This window comes from Pseudomonas syringae (assembly GCF_001698815.1).
In the GTDB taxonomy this organism is placed as follows: Bacteria; Pseudomonadota; Gammaproteobacteria; order Pseudomonadales; family Pseudomonadaceae; genus Aquipseudomonas; species Aquipseudomonas syringae_A.
The window spans coordinates 37504-61251 of the sequence record NZ_LGSI01000047.1 but is presented as its reverse complement, the minus strand read 5'-3'; the positions used below and the strand labels follow the sequence as shown (position 1 = coordinate 61251).

The 23748-nt window shown below is 58.9% G+C and carries 18 protein-coding genes and 2 tRNA genes; 18 read left to right on the top strand and 2 right to left on the bottom strand.

All coding sequences use genetic code 11. The features are described 5' to 3' along the window. Nucleotides 1-6: 6 nt before the first annotated feature. The 10 genes from AFK24_RS14675 to AFK24_RS14630 all read left to right on the top strand — a co-directional run bounded on the left by AFK24_RS14675 (nt 7) and on the right by AFK24_RS14630 (nt 13069). The gene (locus AFK24_RS14675) at nt 7-1425 is read left to right on the top strand and encodes an N-acetylmuramoyl-L-alanine amidase (protein WP_065833889.1); all 1419 of its coding nucleotides are present in this window, start codon (nt 7-9) and stop codon (nt 1423-1425) included. Next, the gene (gene mutL / locus AFK24_RS14670; RefSeq protein WP_065833888.1) at nt 1422-3377 is read left to right on the top strand and encodes a DNA mismatch repair endonuclease MutL; all 1956 of its coding nucleotides are present in this window, start codon (nt 1422-1424) and stop codon (nt 3375-3377) included. The genes AFK24_RS14675 and mutL overlap by 4 nt, the downstream gene beginning before the upstream one ends. After that, nucleotides 3378-4349 carry a tRNA (adenosine(37)-N6)-dimethylallyltransferase MiaA gene (gene miaA, locus AFK24_RS14665; protein ID WP_065833887.1) on the top strand — a complete coding sequence of 324 codons (972 nt, stop codon included), beginning with the start codon at nt 3378-3380 and terminating at the stop codon, nt 4347-4349. It abuts the gene before it with no gap. 87 nt (nt 4350-4436) lie between these two features. Continuing rightward, nucleotides 4437-4697, top strand: coding sequence for an RNA chaperone Hfq (gene hfq, locus AFK24_RS14660; RefSeq protein ID WP_065833886.1), 261 nt, complete (start codon nt 4437-4439; stop codon nt 4695-4697). A 12-nt stretch (nt 4698-4709) separates the two neighbouring features. Continuing rightward, nucleotides 4710-6011, top strand: a complete 1302-nt coding sequence (hflX, locus tag AFK24_RS14655) for a ribosome rescue GTPase HflX (RefSeq protein WP_020293655.1) — start codon at nt 4710-4712, stop codon at nt 6009-6011. A gap of 96 nt (nt 6012-6107) precedes the next feature. Further along, entirely contained in the window at nt 6108-7274 is a 1167-nt protein-coding gene (gene hflK, locus AFK24_RS14650) for an FtsH protease activity modulator HflK (RefSeq protein WP_065833885.1), read from the top strand. After that, nucleotides 7274-8143: a protease modulator HflC gene (gene hflC, locus AFK24_RS14645; RefSeq protein WP_065833884.1), complete on the top strand. Its 870-nt coding sequence runs from the start codon at nt 7274-7276 to the stop codon at nt 8141-8143. The genes hflK and hflC overlap by 1 nt, the downstream gene beginning before the upstream one ends. Nucleotides 8144-8448: 305 nt before the next feature. Then, nucleotides 8449-9636 (top strand): ATP phosphoribosyltransferase regulatory subunit, encoded by a 1188-nt coding sequence (locus AFK24_RS14640; protein WP_065833883.1) that lies wholly within the window; start codon nt 8449-8451, stop codon nt 9634-9636. 54 nt (nt 9637-9690) lie between these two features. After that, nucleotides 9691-10983 (top strand): adenylosuccinate synthase, encoded by a 1293-nt coding sequence (locus AFK24_RS14635; protein ID WP_065833882.1) that lies wholly within the window; start codon nt 9691-9693, stop codon nt 10981-10983. A 151-nt stretch (nt 10984-11134) separates the two neighbouring features. After that, nucleotides 11135-13069, top strand: coding sequence for a methyl-accepting chemotaxis protein (locus AFK24_RS14630; RefSeq protein ID WP_065833881.1), 1935 nt, complete (start codon nt 11135-11137; stop codon nt 13067-13069). Nucleotides 13070-13235: 166 nt separating this feature from the next. On the opposite strand, the gene AFK24_RS14625 is transcribed toward AFK24_RS14630, so the two are convergent. Both AFK24_RS14625 and AFK24_RS14620 read right to left on the bottom strand, forming a co-directional pair. Beyond that, nucleotides 13236-13322 (bottom strand) — tRNA-Leu (locus tag AFK24_RS14625). 201 nt (nt 13323-13523) lie between these two features. After that, a tRNA-Leu gene (locus AFK24_RS14620) sits at nt 13524-13610 on the bottom strand. Between the two features lie 211 nt (nt 13611-13821). Here AFK24_RS14620 and rnr point away from each other — a divergent pair. The 8 genes from rnr to AFK24_RS14580 all read left to right on the top strand — a co-directional run bounded on the left by rnr (nt 13822) and on the right by AFK24_RS14580 (nt 23681). After that, nucleotides 13822-16476, top strand: coding sequence for a ribonuclease R (gene rnr / locus AFK24_RS14615; RefSeq protein ID WP_065833880.1), 2655 nt, complete (start codon nt 13822-13824; stop codon nt 16474-16476). After that, entirely contained in the window at nt 16473-17234 is a 762-nt protein-coding gene (gene rlmB / locus AFK24_RS14610) for a 23S rRNA (guanosine(2251)-2'-O)-methyltransferase RlmB (RefSeq protein ID WP_065833879.1), read from the top strand. The genes rnr and rlmB overlap by 4 nt, the downstream gene beginning before the upstream one ends. Nucleotides 17235-17537: 303 nt before the next feature. Beyond that, nucleotides 17538-17963, top strand: a complete 426-nt coding sequence (rpsF, locus tag AFK24_RS14605; protein WP_020293663.1) for a 30S ribosomal protein S6 — start codon at nt 17538-17540, stop codon at nt 17961-17963. 28 nt (nt 17964-17991) lie between these two features. Then, a complete protein-coding gene (rpsR, locus tag AFK24_RS14600; protein WP_002551829.1) occupies nt 17992-18222 on the top strand; it encodes a 30S ribosomal protein S18 in 231 nt (76 codons plus the stop codon). 37 nt (nt 18223-18259) lie between these two features. Further along, nucleotides 18260-19156 carry a hypothetical protein gene (locus AFK24_RS14595; RefSeq protein WP_065833878.1) on the top strand — a complete coding sequence of 299 codons (897 nt, stop codon included), beginning with the start codon at nt 18260-18262 and terminating at the stop codon, nt 19154-19156. A gap of 19 nt (nt 19157-19175) precedes the next feature. Continuing rightward, on the top strand, nt 19176-19622 hold the full coding sequence (rplI, locus tag AFK24_RS14590; protein WP_020293665.1) for a 50S ribosomal protein L9: 447 nt from the start codon (nt 19176-19178) through the stop codon (nt 19620-19622). A 124-nt stretch (nt 19623-19746) separates the two neighbouring features. Continuing rightward, nucleotides 19747-21141 (top strand): replicative DNA helicase, encoded by a 1395-nt coding sequence (gene dnaB / locus AFK24_RS14585; RefSeq protein WP_020293666.1) that lies wholly within the window; start codon nt 19747-19749, stop codon nt 21139-21141. A 224-nt stretch (nt 21142-21365) separates the two neighbouring features. Continuing rightward, nucleotides 21366-23681 carry a YgiQ family radical SAM protein gene (locus tag AFK24_RS14580; RefSeq protein ID WP_065833877.1) on the top strand — a complete coding sequence of 772 codons (2316 nt, stop codon included), beginning with the start codon at nt 21366-21368 and terminating at the stop codon, nt 23679-23681. Nucleotides 23682-23748 lie beyond the last annotated feature (67 nt).

Genomic DNA, 23748 nt, shown 5'->3' with positions numbered 1-23748 from the left:
TTAGGTATGCGCATGCGCGCGCTGGTTACTGTAGTGGGTCTGCTATTGACGGCCTTGTCTGTCAATGCGCTGGCCGAAACACAAGTACGAAGTGTCCGCTTATGGCGCGCACCGGATAACACACGACTGGTTTTCGATCTTTCCGGTCCTGTTCAACACAGCGTTTTTACCCTGACTTCCCCTGATCGTCTGGTGATCGACATCAATGGAGCGACCCTCGGTGGCCCGCTCAACGTCCCCATGGCCAACACGCCAATCACCAGCATGCGCTCGGCGCAACGCACACCCACTGATTTACGGGTGGTCATCGACCTCAAGAAAGCGGTGACACCCAAAAGCTTCACCCTCGCGCCCAACCAGCAGTATGGCAACCGTCTGGTGGTCGACCTGTTTGACGAAGCGTCGGACGCCAATCCTGCGCCTATCGTGGCCGAATCAGCTGCCAACACCGCGCCTGCGGTCCCGATCAGCCCGGCAAAACCTGCAATCAAGCTGACACCGGTGCCGAACGGCAAGCGCGACATCGTGGTGGTGATTGATGCCGGCCACGGTGGCGAAGACCCTGGCGCCTCGGGCGGCGCCGGGCAGAAAGAGAAAAACGTGGTGTTGTCCATCGCCAAGGAATTACAACGTCAGATCAGCGCCGAAAAAGGCTACCGGGCTGAACTGACCCGCACCGGCGACTACTTCATTCCGCTGCGCAAACGTACCGAGATCGCGCGGGCCAAGGGCGCGGACCTGTTCGTGTCGATTCACGCGGATGCCGCGCCTTCTTCGGCGGCGTTCGGCGCCTCGGTGTTTGCCTTGTCCGAACGAGGTGCAACCTCTGAAACCGCGCGTTGGCTGGCCGACAGTGAAAACCGTTCCGACTTGATCGGCGGCGCTGGCGCAGTGAGTCTGGACGACAAGGACCGCATGCTGGCGGGCGTATTGCTCGACCTGTCCATGACCGCTTCGTTGTCATCGAGCCTTAATGTCGGGCAGAAAGTGCTGACCAATATCGGGCGCGTCACCTCGCTGCACAAGGCGCGGGTCGAGCAGGCGGGCTTCATGGTGCTCAAGTCGCCGGACATTCCGTCGATTCTGGTGGAAACCGGCTTTATCTCTAACACCGCTGAAGCCGCCAAGCTTTCCGGTTCGCCGCATCAGCAGGCGCTGGCGCGTTCGATCAGCTCCGGGGTTCGGCAGTTCTTCCAGCAGAATCCGCCACAAGGCACTTACATTGCCTGGTTGCGCGACAACGGCAAGCTGGCCCAAGGCCCGCGCAATCACGTGGTTCGGGCAGGTGAAACCATGGCCATGCTGGCGGCGCGCTACGATATGAGTACCGGCGCGCTGCGCAATGCCAATGGTTTGAGTTCTGATGAGTTGCGAATCGGCCAGAATCTGAAAATCCCGAACTCAGAGGTAGCCACGCAGCCATGACCGACCTTCTCGTCGACAGCATTGAAACGGACGTCAGCACCGATACCGCCAACGTCTCGCTCAGCGCTGCGCGCATCGAACTGCTCAGTCCGCGACTGGCTAACCAGATCGCTGCGGGCGAAGTGGTCGAGCGACCGGCTTCAGTCATCAAGGAGCTGCTGGAAAACAGTCTGGACTCCGGCGCCAAACGCATTGATGTCGATGTTGAACAGGCCGGGATCAAGCTGCTGCGGGTGCGTGACGATGGCAGCGGGATTTCTTCCGACGATCTGCCGTTAGCCCTGGCCCGGCATGCGACCAGCAAGATTCGTGACCTGGAAGACCTTGAGCGGGTAATGAGCCTCGGTTTTCGCGGCGAAGCGCTGGCGTCGATCAGTTCGGTCGCCCGCCTGACCCTGACCTCGCGCACCCGTGATGCCGATCAAGCCTGGCAAGTGGAAACCGAAGGCCGCGACATGGCCTCGCGAGTACAGCCTGCGGCGCATCCGGTGGGCACCTCGGTTGAAGTCCGGGACCTGTTTTTCAACACCCCGGCGCGGCGCAAGTTTCTCAAGGCCGAGAAAACCGAATTCGATCACCTGCAGGAAGTCATCAAACGCATGGCGCTGGCCCGTTTCGACGTGGCTTTCCACCTGCGCCACAACGGCAAGACGATTCTCAGTCTGCACGAAGCCCATGATGACAACGCCCGGGCCAGACGCGTCGCAGCGATCTGCGGCCCAGGTTTTCTGGAGCAGGCACTGCCTATCGAGATCGAGCGCAACGGTTTGCACTTGTGGGGCTGGGTTGGTCTGCCGACGTTCTCGCGCAGCCAGGCGGATCTGCAATATTTCTACGTGAATGGCCGCGCGGTGCGCGACAAACTGGTGGCCCACGCGGTGCGTCAGGCGTATCGCGATGTGCTGTTCAATGGCCGCCATCCGACCTTCGTGCTGTTTTTCGAAGTGGATCCGGCGGTCGTCGACGTCAACGTGCACCCGACCAAGCACGAAGTGCGCTTCCGTGACGGGCGCATGGTCCATGACTTTTTGTATGGCACCTTGCATCGCGCCTTGGGTGATGTGCGCCCGGAAGATCAAGTGTCCGGCTCCGCGCCTGTCACCGCCATCGAGCGTCCGACTGGCCCGGAAGCCGGCGAATTCGGCCCTCAGGGCGAAATGCGCCTGGCCAATAATCTGCTGGAACAGCCGCAAGGCGAGCCCTATGCGCGACCGGCCGGTTCCGGGGCGGGCGCGGGTTATCAATATCAGTACACGCCACGGCCTGGCGCAACCTTGCCCGCCGCCGAAGCGCAAAGCGCGTATCGCGAGTTTTTCGCGCCACTGCCGGGCGCAGCAGCTGTCTCACTGCCGGAAACCCAGGGCGATATCCCGCCGTTGGGCTATGCGCTGGCGCAGCTCAAGGGGATTTATATCCTTGCCGAGAACGCGCTTGGCCTGGTGCTGGTGGATATGCATGCGGCCCACGAGCGAATCATGTACGAACGCCTGAAGATCGCCATGGCCAGCGAAGGCTTGAGCGGGCAGCCATTGCTGGTCCCGGAATCCATCGCCGTCAGCCAGCGCGAAGCGGATTGTGCCGAAGAACATATCGAGACGTTCCAGCGCCTGGGCTTCGAATTGCAGCGTCTTGGCCCGGAAACCCTGGCGATCCGGCAAATTCCTGCACTACTCAAGCAAGCCGAAGCCAATCGGCTGGTCAGCGACGTGTTGGCGGATTTGATGGAATACGGCACCAGCGACCGTGTTCAGGCACACATGAACGAGCTGCTGGGTACCATGGCCTGTCATGGCGCGATTCGCGCCAATCGGCGTCTGGCGATCCCGGAAATGAACGGTCTGCTGCGTGACATGGAAAACACCGAGCGCAGCGGTCAATGCAACCACGGTCGGCCGACGTGGACCCAAATGGGTCTGGACGATCTGGACAAACTCTTTTTGCGCGGTCGTTGAATGAGCGCTTTACCTCCCGCCATCTTTCTCATGGGCCCCACGGCCTCGGGCAAGACTGATCTGGCTATCGAACTCAGCAAGATCCTGCCTTGCGAGCTGATCAGTGTCGACTCGGCACTGGTCTATCGCGGCATGGACATTGGCACGGCCAAGCCATCAAAAGCACAATTGGCCGAGTTTCCCCATCGTCTGGTGGATATTCTCGACCCGGCGCAAAGCTATTCGGCAGCGGATTTTCGTACCGATGCACTGGCGGCCATGGCGGAAATCACCGCACGGGGAAATATTCCTTTGCTGGTGGGTGGCACGATGTTGTATTTCAAGGCTCTGATGGACGGGCTGGCTGATATGCCAGCGGCCGATGCCGAGGTCAGGGCGCAACTTGAAGCCCGGGCAGCGGTCCATGGTTGGCAGGCGTTGCATGATGATCTGGCGGCTGTCGACCCGGTGTCAGCGGCGCGAATCCATCCCAATGATCCGCAACGGTTGATACGCGCGCTGGAAGTTTATCGGGTCAGCGGTTTGAGCATGACTGCACTCCGCGAGCAACAAACTGCGCAAAGTACCGACGCAGCGGCTTCGGGACGTCGGCAATTGCCCTATACTGTCGCGAACCTGGCTATTGCTCCGGCAGATCGCAAGGTGTTGCATGACCGTATTGCGTTACGTTTTTCACACATGCTGGACCAGGGATTTCTGGATGAGGTGCTGGCATTGCGTTCACGAGGCGACCTGCATTCGGGGTTGCCATCGATCAGAGCCGTTGGTTATCGCCAGGTCTGGGATCATCTGGATGGAAAACTGACATGGTCTGAAATGCAGGAGCGGGGCATCATTGCCACGCGTCAACTGGCCAAACGGCAGTTCACCTGGTTGCGCAGTTGGGAAGATTTACACTGGTTGGACAGCCTGGCTTGCGACAATCTGCCACGTGCCTTGAAATACCTGGGCTCGGTCTCCATATTGAGCTGAGTCCTTGTAATAGCCGTCTATCCTTGGGGGGTGGCGGTAAAGCCCATTGAATTCGAATTATTATTGATCCTTAAAGGAGTGCGGCACATGTCAAAAGGGCATTCGCTACAAGACCCTTACCTGAACACTTTACGTAAAGAAAAGGTTGGGGTTTCGATCTATCTGGTAAACGGTATCAAGCTGCAAGGCACGATCGAGTCTTTCGACCAGTTCGTTATTTTGCTGAAAAACACTGTCAGCCAAATGGTTTACAAGCACGCCATCTCTACCGTTGTACCGGTTCGTCCCATTCGTCTGCCTAGCGCCGCCGAATCCGAACAGGGCGACGCTGAGCCAGGTAACGCCTGATAGGAGTCTGCTTTGTTCTTTGAGCGCCACAGTGGTGGTGAGCGGGCAATCCTCGTTCACTTGGATGGTCAGGACCCTGAGGCGCGCGAAGATCCGCAGGAGTTTCAGGAGTTGGCCATATCGGCTGGCGCCGATACCGTCGCGTTCGTTAACGTGCCGCGTCATCGGCCATCGGCCAAATATCTGATTGGCAGCGGCAAGGTCGAAGAACTTCGCGACCAGGTCAAAGCCGAAAAAATAGATATCGTCATCTTCAATCACATCCTCACGCCCAGTCAGGAGCGCAACCTCGAGAAAGTCTTCGAGTGTCGCGTGCTTGATCGCACGGGATTGATCCTGGATATCTTCGCGCAGCGCGCGCGCACTCATGAAGGCAAGTTGCAAGTCGAGCTGGCACAGCTCGAGCACATGAGTACGCGACTGGTTCGCGGCTGGACTCACCTTGAGCGACAGGGCGGCGGCATTGGCATGCGCGGTCCGGGTGAAACCCAGCTGGAAACCGACCGCCGTCTGCTGCGGGTGCGTCTGCGGCAAATCAAGAGTCGTCTGGAAAAGGTCCGCAGCCAGCGTGAGCAGGCTCGTCGCGGGCGCAAGCGCGCCGACATACCTTCGGTTTCACTGGTGGGCTATACCAACGCCGGCAAATCGACGCTGTTCAATGCGGTCACCGATTCCGACGTATTCGCCGCCGACCAACTGTTCGCCACGCTCGATCCGACCCTGCGCCGTCTGCAACTCGACGACCTGGGGCCAATCGTGCTGGCCGATACCGTGGGCTTCATTCGCCACTTGCCACACAAGCTGGTCGAAGCGTTTCGCGCAACCCTCGAAGAATCAAGCAACTCCGATCTGCTGCTGCACGTCATCGATTCCCATGAACCTGAGCGCATGGCGCAGATTGAACAGGTGATGGCGGTGCTGGGAGAGATCGGGGCCGAGGGCTTGCCGATACTTGAGGTGTATAACAAACTCGATCTGCTCGAAGGGGTTGAACCCCAGATACAGCGCGATGCCGATGGCAAACCGCAACGTGTCTGGTTGTCTGCCCGTGACGGTCGTGGGCTGGACCTGCTCAAACAGGCCGTAGCCGAACTGCTGGGTGACGATTTGTTTGTCGGCACCTTGCGCTTGCCTCAGCGTTTTGCTCGACTGCGCGCTCAATTCTTCGAATTGGGTGCAGTACAAAGCGAAGAGCATGACGATGAAGGCGGCAGCTTGTTAGCCGTACGTTTGCCGCGAGTTGAATTCAATCGCCTGGTGAGTCGCGAAGGACTGCAGCCGCTGGAATTCATCGAGCAACACACTTTGCAATAAAAGCGTGGGAAAGCCGTTGTACGGGTTTCCCGGGCATTCTGTAGCATTGGTCGGCGCGCCGTGGGCGCGTCTTTGCTTTATCAGATGGAGAGCGCTATGGCTTGGAATGAGCCGGGTGGCAACTCGAATAATCAGGATCCTTGGGGTGGTAAGCGCAAGAATGGCGACCGCAAGGGGCCACCGGATCTCGACGAGGCCTTCCGTAAGCTGCAGGAAAGCCTGAATGGGTTGTTCGGTGGTAAGAAACGTACTGGTGGTGACGGCGGTGGCGGTAGTTCACGCAAGGGTGGTGGCTTAGGCCTGCTCGGCATCGGCCTGGTCGTGCTTGTCGCGATCTGGCTCTACAGCGCTATCTACGTCGTGGATGAGCAGGAGCAGGCTGTCGTGCTGCGTTTCGGCCAATACTACGAAACCGTAGGGTCGGGCCTGAACATCTACTTCCCGCCGTTCGATCGCAAGTACATGGAAAACGTGACTCGCGAACGTGCCTACAGCAAGCAAGGCCAGATGCTGACCGAAGACGAGAACATCGTCGAAGTGCCGCTGACGGTGCAGTACAAGATCTCCAATCTGCGTGATTTCGTATTGAACGTCGACCAGCCTGAAGTCAGCCTGCAACACGCTACAGAAAGCGCCTTGCGCCATGTCGTGGGTTCCACGGCGATGGATCAGGTGCTCACTGAAGGTCGTGAGCTGATGGCCAGTGAAATCAAGGAACGCCTGCAACGCTTCCTCGACACGTATCGCACCGGTATCACGGTCACTCAGGTGAACGTGCAAAGTGCTGCTGCGCCGCGTGAAGTTCAGGAAGCCTTTGATGACGTGATCCGCGCCCGTGAAGACGAGCAACGTGCACGTAACCAGGCTGAAACCTACGCCAACGGTGTAATCCCGGAAGCCCGTGGTCAGGCCCAGCGTATTCTTGAAGACGCCAACGGTTACCGTGATGAAGTGGTTTCGCGCGCCAAGGGTGAAGCAGACCGCTTTACCAAGCTGGTCGCCGAGTACCGCAAGGCACCGGAAGTTACCCGCGAGCGTCTGTATCTGGACACCATGCAGGAACTGTTCACCAACACCAGCAAGGTTCTCGTAACCGGCGACAAGGGGCAGAACAATCTGCTTTACCTGCCGCTGGACAAGATGATCGAGAGTGGTCGTAACGGCACTGCCCCGACTACCGGTGCAGCCGCAGCAGCAACTGACGTTGGCACCCGTGCCACCGAGTTGCAGCAGCGCGATGTGCGTACAAGGGAGAGTCGCTGATGAGCAATAAATCGCTGATCGCCCTGATTGTTTGTGTAGTGCTGGCGGTGGTTGCCTGGAACAGTCTCTACATCGTGTCCCAGACCGAACGGGCAGTCATGCTCCAATTCGGGCGGGTGGTTCAGGCTGATGTACAGCCGGGCCTGCACGTGAAGATTCCTTACGTTAACCAGGTGCGCAAGTTCGACGGTCGCCTGCTGACGCTGGATGCTCCAACGCAACGCTTCCTGACCCTGGAAAAGAAAGCGGTCATGGTTGATGCCTACGCCAAATGGCGGGTCAAGGACGCGGAGCGCTTCTACACGGCGACTTCCGGCTTGAAGCAGATCGCTGATGAGCGTCTGTCCCGTCGTCTGGAATCCGGTCTGCGCGACCAGTTCGGCAAGCGCACCCTGCACGAAGCTGTGTCGGGTGAACGTGATGCGCTGATGGCTGACATCACTGCATCGCTCAATGCGATGGCAACCAAGGAGCTGGGCATCGAAGTCATCGACGTCCGGGTCAAGGCCATCGACCTGCCGAAGGAAGTGAACCGCAGCGTGTTCGAGCGTATGAGCACCGAGCGTGAACGTGAAGCCCGCGAACATCGCGCCAAGGGTAACGAGCTGGCTGAAGGCATTCGTGCCGACGCTGATCGTCAACGTCGCGTGTTGCTGGCAGAAGCCTATCGTGAGTCTGAAGAGGCTCGTGGTGATGGTGATGCCCAGGCCTCCTCGATCTACTCCAAGGCTTACGGCCAGGATCAGGAGTTCTACGCGTTCTACCGTAGCCTGCGTGCCTACCGTGAAAGCTTCGCGAGCAAAAGCGACGTGATGGTTCTGGATCCAAATAGCGATTTCTTCCGCTATCTGCAAAAATCCAAGCCGTGATTCACGCGTGACTCGAAAGCTCCGCCGGGCGGCAAAACCGTCTGGCGGGGTGATCACTCGGTAAAACGTGTGTATGATGCGGCAGCCGGGAAATTCCCGGCTTTTTTGCGTCTGCACGATTGATTGGTCGCAGCCCGCAGATCCGCGAGGACTGCTTGCGGCAAGATTTTTCGAGGACAGTGGTCCGCAAGGCCATTCTCGGGCGCTCGTCGTGCCCGCAAGAATGACTGCAGGACTTGACCACTGTCTGCTTTACTCAAGGCTCGCCCCATGGCTTGCCGCCCGGATCATAGGGGAATGGCGTAATGGCAACGGTTGACCGCTGGCTGCTACCAGATGGCATCGAAGAAGTACTGCCACCGGAAGCGGCGCGTATAGAAGTAGCGCGCCGTCAGGTGTTGGATCTGTTCCAGAGCTGGGGCTATGAATTCGTAGTCACCCCTCATATCGAATACCTCGAATCCCTGCTCACTGGTGCAGGCTCGGACCTGGATCTGCGCACCTTCAAGGTGATCGATCCGCAGTCGGGTCGGCAGATGGGTTTTCGTGCCGACATCACGCCGCAAGTGGCGCGCATCGATGCGCACACACTGCGTCGCGAAGGTCCAAGCCGTCTGTGCTACGCCGGCAGCGTGCTGCATGCGCAACCGCGTGCCCTGTCATCTTCGCGCAGCCCGATCCAGTTGGGTGCGGAGCTGTATGGCGATGCGAGCCCGAGCAGCGACGTCGAAGTGATCAGCCTGATGCTGGCCATGTTGCAGCTGGCCGATGTGCCGGATGTGCATATGGACCTGGGCCATGTCGGTATCTATCGTGGTCTGGCGCGTGCCGCTGGTTTGTCCGGCGAAGTCGAGCAGCAGCTGTTCGACGCGCTGCAGCGCAAGGCCATCGACGAAGTGATTGTCCTGACTGAAAACCTGCCGAGCGATCTGGCGACCATGCTGCGTGCGCTGGTCGACTTGTGCGGCGGTCGTGAAGTGTTGGCAGCGGCGCGTGATCGGCTGGCCAACGCGCCTGCGCCGGTGCTCGCCGCCCTCGATGATCTGTTGACGATTGCCGAGCGCCTCGCTGCCCGCTTCCCTGAGCTACCGTTGTATTTCGATCTGGGCGAATTGCGTGGCTATCACTACCACACCGGTGTGGTGTTCGCGGTGTTCGTTCCGGGTGTCGGTCAATCGATCGCCCAAGGCGGTCGCTACGATGATATCGGTGCGGATTTCGGCCGGGCTCGTCCCGCGACCGGCTTCTCCACGGATCTGAAAACCCTGGTGACACTGGGTCGCGCAGAAATCCAGTTGCCGACCGGCGGCATCTGGATGCCGGACAGCACCGATGCAGCGCTCTGGCAGCAAGTCTGTCAGCTGCGCAGCGAAGGTCAGCGTGTGGTTCAGGGTTTGCCTGGACAGCAGGCCAGTGCAGCGCGTGAGGCCGATTGTGATCGGCAATTGATTCAGCATGGCGAGCATTGGCAGGTAGTGCCGCTGGCCTCTTGAGTTTCCCTGCCGGCCGCCGCCGGCACCAAGTTTGCGTGAATGAGGACAAGTGTTATGGGTAAGAATGTCGTAGTCCTGGGCACCCAATGGGGTGATGAGGGCAAAGGCAAGATCGTTGATCTGCTGACCGAACATGCTACCGCCGTGGTGCGTTACCAGGGTGGCCACAACGCCGGTCACACCCTTGTGATCGATGGCGAAAAAACCGTATTGCACCTGATTCCGTCCGGTGTCTTGCGCGAAGGCGTGCAGTGCCTGATCGGTAACGGTGTGGTGGTTGCGCCTGATGCGCTCATGCGTGAAATCATCAAGCTGGAAGAGAAAGGCATTCCGGTGCGTGAGCGCCTGCGCATCAGCCCGTCCTGCCCGCTGATTCTGTCGTATCACGTGGCGCTGGATCAGGCCCGTGAAAAAGCCCGTGGCGAACTGAAGATCGGTACCACCGGTCGCGGTATCGGCCCGGCTTACGAAGATAAGGTTGCACGTCGCGGTCTGCGCATCGGTGATCTGTTCCATCGTGAGCGCTTCGCGGCCAAGCTCGGCGAGCTGCTCGACTATCACAACTTCGTGCTGGTCAATTACTACAAAGAACCGGCAATCGACTTCCAGAAGACTCTCGACGAGTGCATGGAATACGCCGAGCTGCTCAAGCCATTGATGCTGGACGTGACTGCTGCGCTGCACGACATGCGTCGCGCTGGCAAAGACATCATGTTCGAAGGCGCCCAAGGCTCGTTGCTGGATATCGACCACGGTACTTATCCGTACGTCACCAGCTCCAACACCACGGCTGGCGGCATCGCCACCGGTTCTGGTTTTGGCCCGATGTACCTGGATTACATCCTCGGTATCACCAAGGCCTACACCACGCGCGTCGGTTCGGGTCCTTTCCCGACTGAGCTGTTCGACGACATCGGCGCGTTCCTGGCCAAGCGTGGCCATGAATTTGGCGCGACCACCGGCCGTGCTCGCCGTTGTGGCTGGTTCGATGCGGTCATCCTGCGTCGCGCTATCGAAATCAACAGCATCTCCGGCATCTGCCTGACCAAGCTCGACGTGCTCGACGGTCTCGAAACCATCAATATCTGCATTGGTTACGAGAACGAAAACGGTGCGGTAATCGACGCTCCAACCGACTCCGACAGCTACATCGGCCTCAAGCCAGTATACGAGCAAGTGCCGGGCTGGTCGGAATCGACTCTGGGTGCCAAGACCCTGGAAGAGCTGCCTGCCAACGCACGCGCTTACATCAAGCGTCTGGAAGAGCTGGTTGGCGCGCCAATCGACATTATTTCGACGGGCCCTGATCGCAACGAAACCATCGTTCTGCGTCACCCGTTCGACTGATAAGTCGTTGAAACATAACAAAGGGCCGCTTATGCGGCCCTTTGTTATTTTGGCTGTGACCCAAGTCACAAACACGGCACGGTGATTGCTGTAGAAAACCTCAGAAGCGGTGCCATCATTTCAATGGCGCCGGTGGTGGAGGGATTCCCCCGTGTCAGCTGTCCTCTCGTTATTGCGCAGTCGCTTGCTTCGGCCTGTATTCATTGCCCTTGGTATCGCACTTTTGGTGCAGGTGCTGGTTGCCGTTGCTCTTACCCGGAGCACTGTCACCGCGCTTGAGGCTGATCTGGATAAACGCCTGGGTGTAGATTCGCAACACTTGTCCTCCGAACTGGAGCAGGCAAGTCGCGAAGTAACCTCAAGCCTGGATGCATTGGCCTCCAGTACCCGTCAACGCCTGAGCGTCGGCCTCGCTGCACGTCTGAAAGATGAGCAGGCGCAATTGCGCCGCACGCTGGAAAAGGATCTTCAGGATTCCGCAACTGATATGGCTGAGCTGTTGGCGGCGGTTGCTCCCCGTGCAATGTGGGATGGCGATACGCCCACACTGTCGGAATTTGCTCGTCGTGCCCAGCGCAATCCCAATGTCCTGTTCGTCGTGTATGACGATGCAGCGGGCGAGCACCTCACGCGCTATCTGAATCGCGAAAACCCGCTGATCAAGGCCTTGCTGGACAAGGGCGAAGGCGAGCGGGCCATGGATAAAGTGCTGAACGCAGCGAAGAACGATGCGTCGGTGTACTACGTCGAAGCCTCCATCAGCCCTAACGGCGTGGAAATCGGCAAGGTGCGCATGGGCGTGTCCACTGCCACTGTCGAAGAGAATCTCGTTGCGCTGGACAAGCGCTTCGCAACCTTGATTACCAGTGGCGAGCAATTGGTGTCCGACAGTCTGGGTGGCGCAGCCAAGGAAAGCTCGGCGGCGTTGCGCAGTCGTCTGGGTTCGGCGCAGGCCGCGGCCTCGGCCATGAGCGCCAATACCACTTCGGCAGTCCAGGAGGCGGCAGAAACCCTGCGCTGGCGGATCGGCATGGGCCTGGCGTTGGTCGGCCTTGGTGTGTTGCTTCTGTTGGCTGTGGTGCTGGGTCGTCGGGTCGTCAGCAAACTGCTGCTGTTGATCGCTGCGCTGGATGATCTGGCGGCGGGCGAGGGTGATCTGACCAAGCGCGTCAAACTCGACAGCAACGATGAAATCGGCGACATGGCGGCGGCGGTCAATCGCTTCGTCGCCAAGTTGCAGCCGATCGTTCGTGAGGCGGGCGATGTGGCACAGCGCACGGGGGTGGAAATCAACGCCATGAGCCTGCGCAATGCCGGCGCAGATGCAGCGGCGGAGCTGCAGCGCGACGAAGTGGCGGCAAGTCTGAAGGCATTGGCGCAAATGGCTGACGAGGCGCAATCGGAAAGTCATGCGATGCAGGCGGCGTTGAAGCAAGTGGTGGATATTCGCCAGGCCACCGACGAAAACACCCGCACCTCCAATCAGGTTGGCGGTTTGATTGAGGCGTTGGCGGGGCAGGTGGACACCGGTGCGAAAGTCATCGAGCGTCTGGCGCAGCAAAGCCAGCAGATCGAAGTGGTGCTGACGGTGATCCACGGGATTGCCGAGCAAACCAATCTATTGGCCTTGAACGCGGCCATCGAAGCGGCCCGCGCTGGTGAGACCGGACGCGGCTTTGCGGTGGTGGCCGACGAAGTGCGGGCATTGGCCAGCAAGACGCAAAGCTCGACCGGTGACATTCAGGAGCACATCGTCGCCTTGCAGCGTGGTGCCAAGGAAGCGGTAGCCGCGATTGGTGTGGCGGGGCGTCAGGCCAAGGAGGGGCTCGCTGTGCTGCGTGACAGCGCGAAGTCGCAGCAGATCGTGCAGGAGTCGGTCGAGCAGGTGCATGCGGCGATTGGTCTGGCCACTCAGGCAGCGGCGCATCAGGCTGAGGGCGCGCAAGCCGTACGTGGGCGTGTGGAGGTGATTCATGCCCAGGCCCAGCGGGCGGCTCAGGTCGTGGTGGAAACCACGGCGAGCGGCAAGGTGCTCGACAAACTGGCGGCGCAGTTGAAGGCGAGTCTGGGGCAGTTCAGGGCGTAGGGGAGGTGGGTCGGCCTCGTTGGAGCGAGGCTTGCCCGCGAACCGGTTGCCGCGGTGTAACTGATGGATTGTGTTGTCGTCCTTCGCGGGCAAGTCGGATCTCCGCGCGCTCGCTCCAACAGCCAGAAAGCACAAAACCGAGCACAAGGCTCGGTTTTGTTTGAATTGGTGCCCAGAAGAAGACTCGAACTTCCACGACCTTGCGGTCACCAGCACCTGAAGCTGGCGTGTCTACCAATTTCACCATCTGGGCAGTATCAGCAGCAATGTTCGCCGTTGATGGGGCGCACTATACGGAGGGTGTTTTAATCTGTAAACCCCTGTTTTGGTTTTAATAAATGCTTTTCCCGCTTCTGGAAATAAAAAGCAGTAAACCAAAACCCTGAAATGCAAAAACCCGCTTTCGCGGGTTTTTGTGAGGCTCAGAAGATTGCTGTAATCTCTGACTCTGAATTGGTGCCCAGAAGAAGACTCGAACTTCCACGACCTTGCGGTCACCAGCACCTGAAGCTGGCGTGTCTACCAATTTCACCATCTGGGCAGTACCGAATACGTCACCGTATCGATGGCGCGCACTATACGGAGCGGGTTTTTAACTGTAAAGCCCCTGTTGTCGAAAAATCGTAAAAAATCTGCAGGTGGCGCTTTTTACCCTCTGTCAGTGGCTTTCTAGCGCTGTCTGAGTCTGAAATTTCCCGTTTCAATACGCGTATGCCAAACTAACCGCATATAGACAAGGTGAAAACTCTCTAATGGCCGATTGGCAGTCCCTCGATCCCGAGGCCGCTCGTGAAGCGGAAAAATATGAAAACCCTATTCCCAGCCGTGAGCTGATTCTCAAACATCTGGCTGACCGTGGTTCGCCAGCGAGTCGCGAGCAGCTGGTTGAAGAATTCGGTCTCACTACTGAAGATCAGTTCGAAGCCCTGCGCCGCCGCTTGCGCGCCATGGAGCGCGATGCGCAACTGATCTACACCCGCCGTGGCACGTATGCGCCAGTGGACAAGCTGGATCTGATCCTGGGTCGCATCAGCGGCCACCGTGATGGCTTCGGCTTCCTGATCCCTGATGATGGCACCGACGACCTGTTCATGAGCCCGGCGCAGATGCGTCTGGTGTTTGACGGTGACCGCGCATTGGCGCGGGTATCGGGTCTGGATCGTCGCGGCCGCCGCGAAGGTGTGATCGTCGAAGTGATCTCCCGTGCTCACGAAACCGTGGTGGGTCGCTATTTCGAAGAGAGCGGCATCGGCTTCGTGATTCCGGACAACCCGAAGATCCAGCAGGAAGTGCTGGTGACGCCGGGCCGCAACAACAATGCCCAGATCGGTCAGTTCGTCGAAGTGAAGATCACTCACTGGCCGACGCCGCGCTTCCAGCCGCAAGGTGACATCGTTGAAGTGGTGGGCAATTACATGGCGCCCGGCATGGAAATTGATGTCGCGCTGCGTACTTACGACATTCCCCACGTCTGGCCGGAAGCTGTCCTCAAGGAAGCGGCCAAGCTCAAGCCTGAAGTCGAAGACAAGGACAAAGAGAACCGCGTCGACCTGCGCCATCTGCCGTTCGTCACCATTGACGGCGAAGATGCGCGCGACTTCGACGATGCGGTCTTCTGCGAAGCCAAACCGGGCAAGCTGCGCTTGTTCTCCGGTGGCTGGAAGCTCTACGTGGCCATCGCCGATGTGTCGAGCTACGTGAAGATCGGTTCGGCGCTGGATGCAGAATCGCAAGTGCGCGGCAACTCGGTGTACTTCCCTGAGCGCGTTGTACCGATGCTGCCTGAGCAGCTGTCCAACGGCTTGTGCTCGCTGAATCCGCATGTTGATCGTCTGGCCATGGTCTGCGAAATGACCATCTCCAAGACTGGCGAAATGACCGACTACGTGTTCTACGAAGCGGTCATTCACTCCCATGCGCGCCTGACCTACAACAAGGTCAGCTCGATGCTGGAACAGCCGAAAACCACGGAAGCGCGTCAGCTTCGTGGCGAATACCCTGACGTGTTGCCACACCTCAAGCAGCTGTATGCGCTGTACAAGGTATTGCTGGCGGCGCGTCATGTCCGGGGTGCGATTGACTTCGAAACCCAGGAAACCCGGATCATCTTCGGCACCGAACGCAAGATCGCCGAGATTCGTCCGACGACCCGCAACGATGCGCACAAGCTGATCGAGGAATGCATGCTGGCCGCCAACGTGGCCACCGCCGAATTCCTCAAGAAGCATGAGATTCCTGCGCTGTATCGCGTCCACGATGGTCCGCCGCCGGAGCGTCTGGAAAAACTTCGTGCCTTCCTCGGCGAGCTGGGCCTGTCGCTGCACAAGGGCAAGGATGGTCCTTCACCGAAGGATTATCAGGCGTTGCTGGAAACCGTTCGCGGTCGTCCGGACTATCACCTGATCCAGACCGTCATGCTGCGTTCCCTGAGTCAGGCGGTTTACAGCTCGGACAACCACGGTCACTTCGGTCTGAATTACGAGGCGTACACGCACTTCACCTCGCCGATCCGTCGTTACCCTGACTTGCTCACGCACCGCGCAATCCGCAGCGTGATTCGCTCCAAGCAAGATACGCCACACGTGCGTCGCGCCGGTGCGATGACTATTCCGAAGGCGCGCATCTATCCGTACGACGAAGCTGCGCTGGAGCAGTTGGGCGAACAATGCTCAATGAGCGAGCGTCGTGCCGATGAAGCCACTCGTGACGTCGTAAACTGGCTCAAATGCGAGTTCATGAAGGATCGCGTGGGTGAGTCGTTCCCTGGCGTGATCACTGCGGTGACAGGCTTCGGCCTGTTCGTCGAACTGACGGATATCTACGTTGAAGGTCTGGTGCACGTCACGGCGCTGCCGGGCGATTACTACCACTTCGACCCTGTGCATCACCGCCTGGCGGGCGAGCGCACCGGCCGCAGCTTCCGTCTTGGCGATACCGTCGAAGTGCGGGTCATGCGCGTCGATCTTGACGAACGCAAGATCGACTTCGAAATGGCCGAGAAGACGATTACCGCACCGATTGGTCGCAAACGTCGCGGCAGTACCGAAACCACGCCAGCGCCTGCTGAAAAGCAGTCCGCCGCTCCGTCCAAGGCCGCGAGCAAACGTCCGGTCAAGGCTAAAGCCAAGGCTGAGTCCGAAGCTTATCGCCCAAGCGATGCCGCCGCGAAAAACGCCGAAGTGCGCAAAAGTCGTGAATTGAAGCAGGCCTTGTTGGCAGAAGCGAAAGGCGGTAGCAAGGCATCGTCGGGAAAGTCGAGTAACTCGGGCTCTGCTCCGAGTCATTCTGCCCCGGGTGGTTCCGGCAAGCCGGCGAAATCCGGCAAACACCGTAAAGGCCCGCCAAAAGCGGGTTCTGCTCCGGCTGCGAAAAGCGGCGGAGTGCGTAAACCTAAGGCCAAGTCATGAGTCAGCTGGAAAAAATCTACGGCGTACATGCCGTAGAAGCGTTGTTGCGTCATCACCCGAAGCGGGTTAAGCAAGTCTGGCTGGCTGAAGGTCGCAACGATCCTCGTGTTCAGGTTTTGCTGGAGCTGGCGAATCAGAATCGGGTATCTGTCGGTCAGGCAGAACGTCGCGAAATGGACGTCTGGGTCGAAGGCGTGCACCAGGGCGTTGTCGCTGAAGTCAGTCCGAGCCAGGTCTGGGGTGAAGCGATGCTCGACGAGCTGCTGGATCGCACCGAAGGCGCACCGCTGATTCTGGTACTCGACGGCGTGACCGATCCACACAACCTTGGCGCTTGCCTGCGTACTGCCGATGCGGCCGGTGCACTGGCGGTGCTGGTGCCAAAGGACAAGTCGGCAACCTTGACGCCGGTCGTGCGAAAAGTCGCTTGCGGCGCTGCGGAAGTGATTCCCCTGGTCGCCGTCACCAACCTGGCGCGCACCCTGGAAAAACTCCAGCAGCGTGGGCTCTGGGTTGTCGGTACGGCGGGGGAGGCTGAGCAAGAGTTGTATCAGCAGGATCTCACCGGTCCGACCATCCTGATCATGGGTGCCGAAGGTAAAGGCATGCGCCGCCTGACACGCGAGCACTGCGATTACCTGGTGCGCCTGCCGATGGCGGGCAGCGTCAGCAGCCTGAACGTTTCGGTGGCGACCGGCGTTTGCCTGTTTGAAGCGATGCGTCAGCGCAGCGTGAAAGCGGCCAGCAAAAAAGCCTGATTCACCGATACGCCTTGTGGGAGCGAGCTTGCTCGCGAAGACCCTGGTTCAGCTTCCGGATATTTTTGGAGGTGCTGGCCTCTTCGCGAGCAAGCTCGCTCCCACAGTCGGTTCTGGGGGTGGATGGCATCTGTTCAAATATTCACCAATTGCCTTGCGCCCCCGCATCCCCTTCTCTACAATTGCGCCCCTTGCTGTCACGGCAGGCGCTCATGTGCCTGACCCTGAGCAAGACTAACAGTGTCATTCACTCCTTGTCTGACCGCTTTTGAGGCGGCAGGCTACAACCCGTAAGGAGCATTCATGCGTCATTACGAAATCATCTTTTTGGTCCACCCGGATCAAAGCGAGCAAGTCGGCGGCATGGTTGAGCGTTATACCAAGCTGATCGAAGAAGACGGCGGCAAAATCCACCGTCTGGAAGATTGGGGCCGTCGTCAACTGGCCTATGCAATCAACAATGTTCACAAGGCTCACTACGTGATGCTGAACGTTGAATGCACCGGTAAGGCCTTGGCTGAACTGGAAGACAACTTCCGTTACAACGATGCCGTGATCCGTAACCTGGTCATCCGTCGCGACGAAGCCGTAACTGGTCAGTCCGAGATGCTCAAGGCCGAAGAAAACCGCAGCGAGCGCCGTGAGCGTCGTGACCGTCCTGAGCACTCCGACAGCGCCGATGGCGATGATGGTGACAACAGCGACGCCAGCGATAACGCTGACGAGTAATCCACGGACCTTTTGAGGAGCCAATTACATGGCACGTTTCTTCCGTCGTCGTAAATTCTGCCGCTTCACCGCTGAAGACGTGAAGGAGATCGATTACAAAGATCTCAACACGCTGAAAGCATACGTATCCGAGACCGGCAAAATCGTTCCAAGCCGTATCACTGGTACAAAAGCACGTTATCAGCGTCAGCTGGCCACCGCTATCAAGCGTGCCCGCTTCCTGGCCCTGCTGGCCTACACCGACAGCCACGGCCGCTGAGACCGGGCAGTCGACATAAGTAGTAAGGGATAGACGCATGCGCGCCATGGCTGAATTCATCATGCGCGGCCGCGTGCAGGCCACTCTCGTAGTGGTTGGTTGTGCGGCATTGCCGTTGTTGTTCTGGTTGAGTGCTGCTGCAGGTTGCCTTGTGCTTCTGCGGCGCGGGTTCAGAGACGCTTTTGGCGTCCTGGCCTGGGCTCTGCTGCCGGCCTTGGTCTGGTGGTATCTCGGTGAACCTCGCACCTTTATGGTGTTGGCAGGTTCGCTGGGGTTGGCGATGGTTCTTCGCGCCAGCGAGTCATGGGTCCGCACGCTGCTGGCCAGCGTGGCACTGGGTCTGTTGTATGCAGTGATTCTGGGCGCGGTTTTCCGCGAACCCATCGAGGCGATGTCGCAGGAGTTGCAGAAACACCTGCCGGCGATGCTCTCGGGTCTCTACGATCAGATGTCCGTAGAGGAGCGAGCGCGCCTGGGATCATTGATTGCACCAGTCCTGAATGGCCTGATAGCGGCCTTGTTGCAAATCGTCAGTGTGCTGAGCCTGATTATCGGGCGCTACTGGCAAGCGTTGTTGTACAACCCTGGAGGTTTCGGGCGCGAGTTTCGCGCGGTGAGACTCCCGCTGGTATCAGCGTTGATGCTGCTGGTGTGCATGCTTGTAGGACCGAATTTCGGTTCGCAGGCGGCGATGTTGACACCGTTGTGCAGCGTACCGCTGGTATTCGCCGGGCTGGCCCTGATGCACGGGTTGGTGGCTGAAAAGCGACTGGCCAAATTCTGGCTGGTGGGGATGTACATAACGCTGCTGGTGTTCATGCAGCTGATCTATCCGTTGCTCGTGGTGTTAGCCATTGTCGACAGCCTGATTGATTTTCGCGGACGCCTGGCGTCGAAAGACGCCGGTAATGGCCCTGCGAACGGTGAAGGTTAAAAGTTAAGAGGATTTTCACATGCAACTGATCCTTCTGGAAAAAGTCGCCAACCTGGGCAACCTGGGCGACAAAGTGAATGTTAAGGCCGGTTACGGTCGTAACTATCTGCTGCCATACGGTAAAGCTACCGCCGCGACCGCTGCCAACATTGCAGCGTTCGAAGAGCGTCGTGCCGAGCTGGAAAAACTGGCTGCAGACAAAAAAGCTTCTGCCGAAACTCGCGCTGCCCAACTGGCTGAGCTGGAAGTGACTATCACTGCCACCGCCGGTGACGAAGGCAAGCTGTTCGGTTCGATCGGCACCCACGACATCGCTGATGCACTGACCGCCTCTGGCGTTGAAGTTGCAAAAAGCGAAGTTCGTCTGCCGAACGGCACTATCCGCAACGTTGGCGAATTCGACGTAGCCGTGCACCTGCACAGCGACGTAGAAGCAACCGTACGCGTTGTTGTGGTAGCTGCTTAAGCAGTACGTGATCATCTGGCGACTTGCTCGCTAGAGGATTAACATCGGGCACGACCTGTTTTCAGGTCGTGCCCTTTGTCTTTCTGTACCCTGGTTGTTTCACAACCCCTGATTCTGAGTGGTCATGAACGATATCTCCGCACCTGAGCAATACGATCTGCAAACCGCCGCCCTGAAGGTGCCGCCGCATTCCATCGAGGCCGAACAGGCAGTACTCGGTGGCTTGATGCTGGACAACAACGCCTGGGAACGCGTGCTCGATCAAGTATCGGATGGCGATTTCTACCGACATGACCACCGTTTGATCTTCCGGGCCATTGCGCGTCTGGCCGATCAGAACATGCCCATCGACGTGGTCACCTTGGCCGAACAGCTGGACAAGGAAGGTCAGACTTCCCAGGTCGGCGGTCTGGGTTACCTCAGTGAACTGGCGAAAAACATTCCGTCGGTCGCCAACATCAAGGCATATGCCCAGATCGTTCGCGAGCGGGCGACCTTGCGTCAGCTGATCAGCATCAGCACGGAAATCGCCGACAGCGCCTTCAACCCGGAAGGCCGCAACGCCGCCGAGATTCTTGATGAGGCCGAGCGGCAGATCTTCCAGATCGCCGAAGCGCGGCCGAAGACGGGCGGCCCGGTCAGCGTTACCGACCTGTTGACCAAGGCCATCGACCGCATCGATACCCTGTTCAATACCGATAACGCCATTACTGGCCTGTCCACCGGTTACACCGATCTGGACGGCATGACCAGCGGCCTGCAGCCGTCCGACCTGGTGATCGTCGCCGGTCGTCCGTCGATGGGTAAAACCACCTTCGCCATGAACCTCGTGGAAAACGCGGTGCTGCGCAGCGACAAGGCGGTTCTGGTCTACTCGCTGGAGATGCCAGGCGAATCGCTGATCATGCGTATGCTTTCGTCGCTGGGCCGCATCGACCAGACCAAGGTCCGCGCCGGTCGCCTGGAAGACGACGATTGGCCGCGCCTGACTTCGGCGGTCAATCTGCTCAATGATCGCAAGTTGTTCATCGACGATACGGCGGGCATCAGCCCTTCGGAAATGCGCGCGCGTACCCGCCGATTGGTGCGTGAGCACGGCGACATCGCGCTGATCATGATCGACTACCTGCAATTGATGCAGATTCCAGGTTCCGGTGGCGATAACCGCACCAACGAGATTTCCGAGATTTCCCGCTCGTTGAAAGCCCTGGCCAAGGAATTCAACTGCCCGGTGGTTGCGCTCTCGCAGCTCAACCGTTCCCTGGAGCAGCGCCCGAACAAGCGCCCGATCAACTCCGACTTGCGGGAGTCCGGAGCGATCGAGCAGGATGCCGACGTCATCATGTTCGTGTACCGGGACGAGGTGTACCACCCGGAAACCGAGCACAAGGGCATCGCCGAAATCATCATCGGCAAGCAGCGTAACGGCCCGATCGGCACAACGCGCCTGGCGTTCATCGGCAAGTACACGCGTTTCGAAAACCTCGCGCCGGGCAGCTATAACTTCGACGACGAGTAATGTTCGTTGTCTGACAGAGATGACCATTCTCTGTGGACTAATGTGGGACCGGCTTTAGCCGGGAAGACGTATTTCCGGCTAAAGCCGGTCCCACAGGCAAGCTGTTCCCTGTCTTCAATTTCCGACCACCACCGTCGGACTTGATCAAATTTTGTGCTATATTCCGCGACCGCGATTTTTATCAACGCGAATCGCCTTCCTGCACACCAACACCGGTCATCGACATGCAAGCAGCCAAGCCGTTATTTGACTATCCCAAGTACTGGGCCGAATGTTTCGGGCCAGCGCCTTTCCTGCCGATGAGCCGGGAAGAAATGGATCAACTTGGCTGGGATTCCTGCGACATCATCATCGTCACCGGTGATGCGTACGTGGATCACCCGTCTTTTGGCATGGCGATCATTGGCCGGCTGCTGGAGTCGCAAGGCTTCCGCGTCGGGATCATCGCCCAGCCGAACTGGCAGTCCAAAGACGACTTCATGAAGCTCGGCGAGCCGAATCTGTTCTTCGGCGTTGCTGCGGGCAACATGGACTCGATGATCAACCGCTACACCGCGGACAAGAAAATCCGCTCCGACGACGCTTACACGCCGGGCGGCATGGCCGGCAAACGTCCGGACCGCGCGAGCCTGGTTTACAGCCAGCGCTGCAAGGAAGCCTACAAGCATGTGCCGATCGTGCTCGGCGGCATCGAGGCTTCGCTGCGCCGCATCGCGCATTACGATTACTGGCAGGACAAGGTTCGCAACTCGATCCTGATCGACGCCTGCGCCGATATCCTGCTCTACGGCAACGCCGAGCGGGCCATTGTCGAAGTCGCCCAGCGTCTGTCCTACGGGCACAAGATCGAAGACATCACCGATGTGCGCGGCACTGCGTTCATTCGTCGTGACACGCCGAAAGACTGGTACGAAGTCGATTCCACGCGTATCGACCGTCCGGGCAAGGTCGACAAGATCATCAACCCGTACGTCAATACCCAAGACACCCAGGCCTGCGCCATCGAGCAGGAAAAGGGGCCGGTGGAAGATCCGAACGAAGCCAAGGTCGTGCAGATCCTGGCCAGCCCACGCATGACGCGCGACAAGACCGTCATTCGTTTGCCGTCCATGGAAAAAGTTCGTGCCGACTCGGTGCTCTATGCTCACGCGAACCGCGTGCTGCACCTTGAAACCAATCCGGGCAACGCTCGCGCACTGGTTCAGAAACATGGCGAAGTTGACGTGTGGTTCAACCCGCCACCGATTCCGATGACCACTGAAGAAATGGATTACGTGTTCGGCATGCCTTACGCACGTGTCCCGCATCCTGTGTACGGCAAGGAAAAGATCCCGGCCTACGACATGATTCGCTTCTCGGTGAACATCATGCGTGGCTGCTTCGGTGGCTGTACCTTCTGCTCGATCACCGAGCACGAAGGCCGCATCATCCAGAACCGTTCCGAAGAGTCGATCATTCGCGAAATCGAAGAAATTCGCGACAAGGTTCCAGGCTTTACCGGCGTCATTTCCGACTTGGGTGGCCCGACCGCGAATATGTATCGCATCGCCTGCAAGAGCCCGGAAATCGAATCCGCGTGCCGCAAGCCGTCCTGCGTGTTCCCAGGGATTTGCCCAAACCTGAACACCGATCACTCGGCGCTGATTCAGCTGTACCGCAGCGCCCGTGCGTTGCCGGGTGTGAAGAAAATCCTGATTGCTTCCGGCCTGCGCTATGACCTCGCGGTCGAGTCGCCGGAATACGTCAAGGAACTGGTGACCCACCACGTGGGTGGCTACCTGAAGATCGCCCCGGAACACACCGAGGAAGGTCCGCTCAACCAGATGATGAAGCCGGGCATTGGCAGCTATGACAAGTTCAAGCGCATGTTCGAGAAGTACACCAAGGAAGCGGGCAAGGAGCAGTACCTGATTCCTTACTTCATCGCGGCCCACCCGGGCACCACCGATGAAGACATGATGAACCTCGCCTTGTGGCTCAAGGGCAACGGTTTCCGCGCCGATCAGGTGCAGGCGTTCTATCCGTCGCCAATGGCGACCGCGACCGCCATGTATCACTCCGGCAAGAACCCGCTGCGCAAAGTGACCTACAAGAGCGATGCGGTGACCATCGTCAAGAGTGAGGATCAGCGTCGGTTGCACAAGGCGTTCCTGCGTTATCACGATCCGAAGGGCTGGCCGACACTGCGCGAAGCATTGATCCGCATGGGCCGTGCCGACCTGATCGGTTCGGGCAAGGATCAGCTGATTCCGGCCCATCAGCCAGCCACAGAGGGTTATCAGAGCGCACGTCGCAAGAACTCGACGCCAGCCGGCAGTCATAAGGTCGCTAGCCCTAAAGCGGCCAAGACCACGCTGATCCAGACGCAGCATACCGGCCTGCCGCCGCGCGCCAGCGATGGCAGCAAGCCGTGGGACAAACGCGAAGAAGCCAAGGCGGCCGCGATGGTCCGCAACAAACAAGCGGCCAAGGATCGCGTTGACGCGGCCAAGGGCAAAGGCCCGAAACCGCCGAAGCGCAAGCCGGCTGTTCCGCGCTGATAGTGTTTGCCTGAAATGCATAACGCCAACCTCCGGGTTGGCGTTATGCATTTCAGCGTTCTGATTT

Coding starts and splice junctions, on each gene's coding strand:
- AFK24_RS14635 (WP_065833882.1), top strand. CDS start 9,691: ATGGGTAAGAATGTCGTAGTCCTGGGCACCCAATGGGGTGATGAGGGC.
- rpsF (WP_020293663.1), top strand. CDS start 17,538: ATGCGTCATTACGAAATCATCTTTTTGGTCCACCCGGATCAAAGCGAG.
- AFK24_RS14640 (WP_065833883.1), top strand. CDS start 8,449: ATGGCAACGGTTGACCGCTGGCTGCTACCAGATGGCATCGAAGAAGTA.
- hflK (WP_065833885.1), top strand. CDS start 6,108: ATGGCTTGGAATGAGCCGGGTGGCAACTCGAATAATCAGGATCCTTGG.
- AFK24_RS14595 (WP_065833878.1), top strand. CDS start 18,260: ATGCGCGCCATGGCTGAATTCATCATGCGCGGCCGCGTGCAGGCCACT.
- rplI (WP_020293665.1), top strand. CDS start 19,176: ATGCAACTGATCCTTCTGGAAAAAGTCGCCAACCTGGGCAACCTGGGC.
- hflC (WP_065833884.1), top strand. CDS start 7,274: ATGAGCAATAAATCGCTGATCGCCCTGATTGTTTGTGTAGTGCTGGCG.
- miaA (WP_065833887.1), top strand. CDS start 3,378: ATGAGCGCTTTACCTCCCGCCATCTTTCTCATGGGCCCCACGGCCTCG.
- AFK24_RS14675 (WP_065833889.1), top strand. CDS start 7: ATGCGCATGCGCGCGCTGGTTACTGTAGTGGGTCTGCTATTGACGGCC.
- hfq (WP_065833886.1), top strand. CDS start 4,437: ATGTCAAAAGGGCATTCGCTACAAGACCCTTACCTGAACACTTTACGT.
- dnaB (WP_020293666.1), top strand. CDS start 19,747: ATGAACGATATCTCCGCACCTGAGCAATACGATCTGCAAACCGCCGCC.
- AFK24_RS14580 (WP_065833877.1), top strand. CDS start 21,366: ATGCAAGCAGCCAAGCCGTTATTTGACTATCCCAAGTACTGGGCCGAA.
- mutL (WP_065833888.1), top strand. CDS start 1,422: ATGACCGACCTTCTCGTCGACAGCATTGAAACGGACGTCAGCACCGAT.
- rpsR (WP_002551829.1), top strand. CDS start 17,992: ATGGCACGTTTCTTCCGTCGTCGTAAATTCTGCCGCTTCACCGCTGAA.
- rnr (WP_065833880.1), top strand. CDS start 13,822: ATGGCCGATTGGCAGTCCCTCGATCCCGAGGCCGCTCGTGAAGCGGAA.
- rlmB (WP_065833879.1), top strand. CDS start 16,473: ATGAGTCAGCTGGAAAAAATCTACGGCGTACATGCCGTAGAAGCGTTG.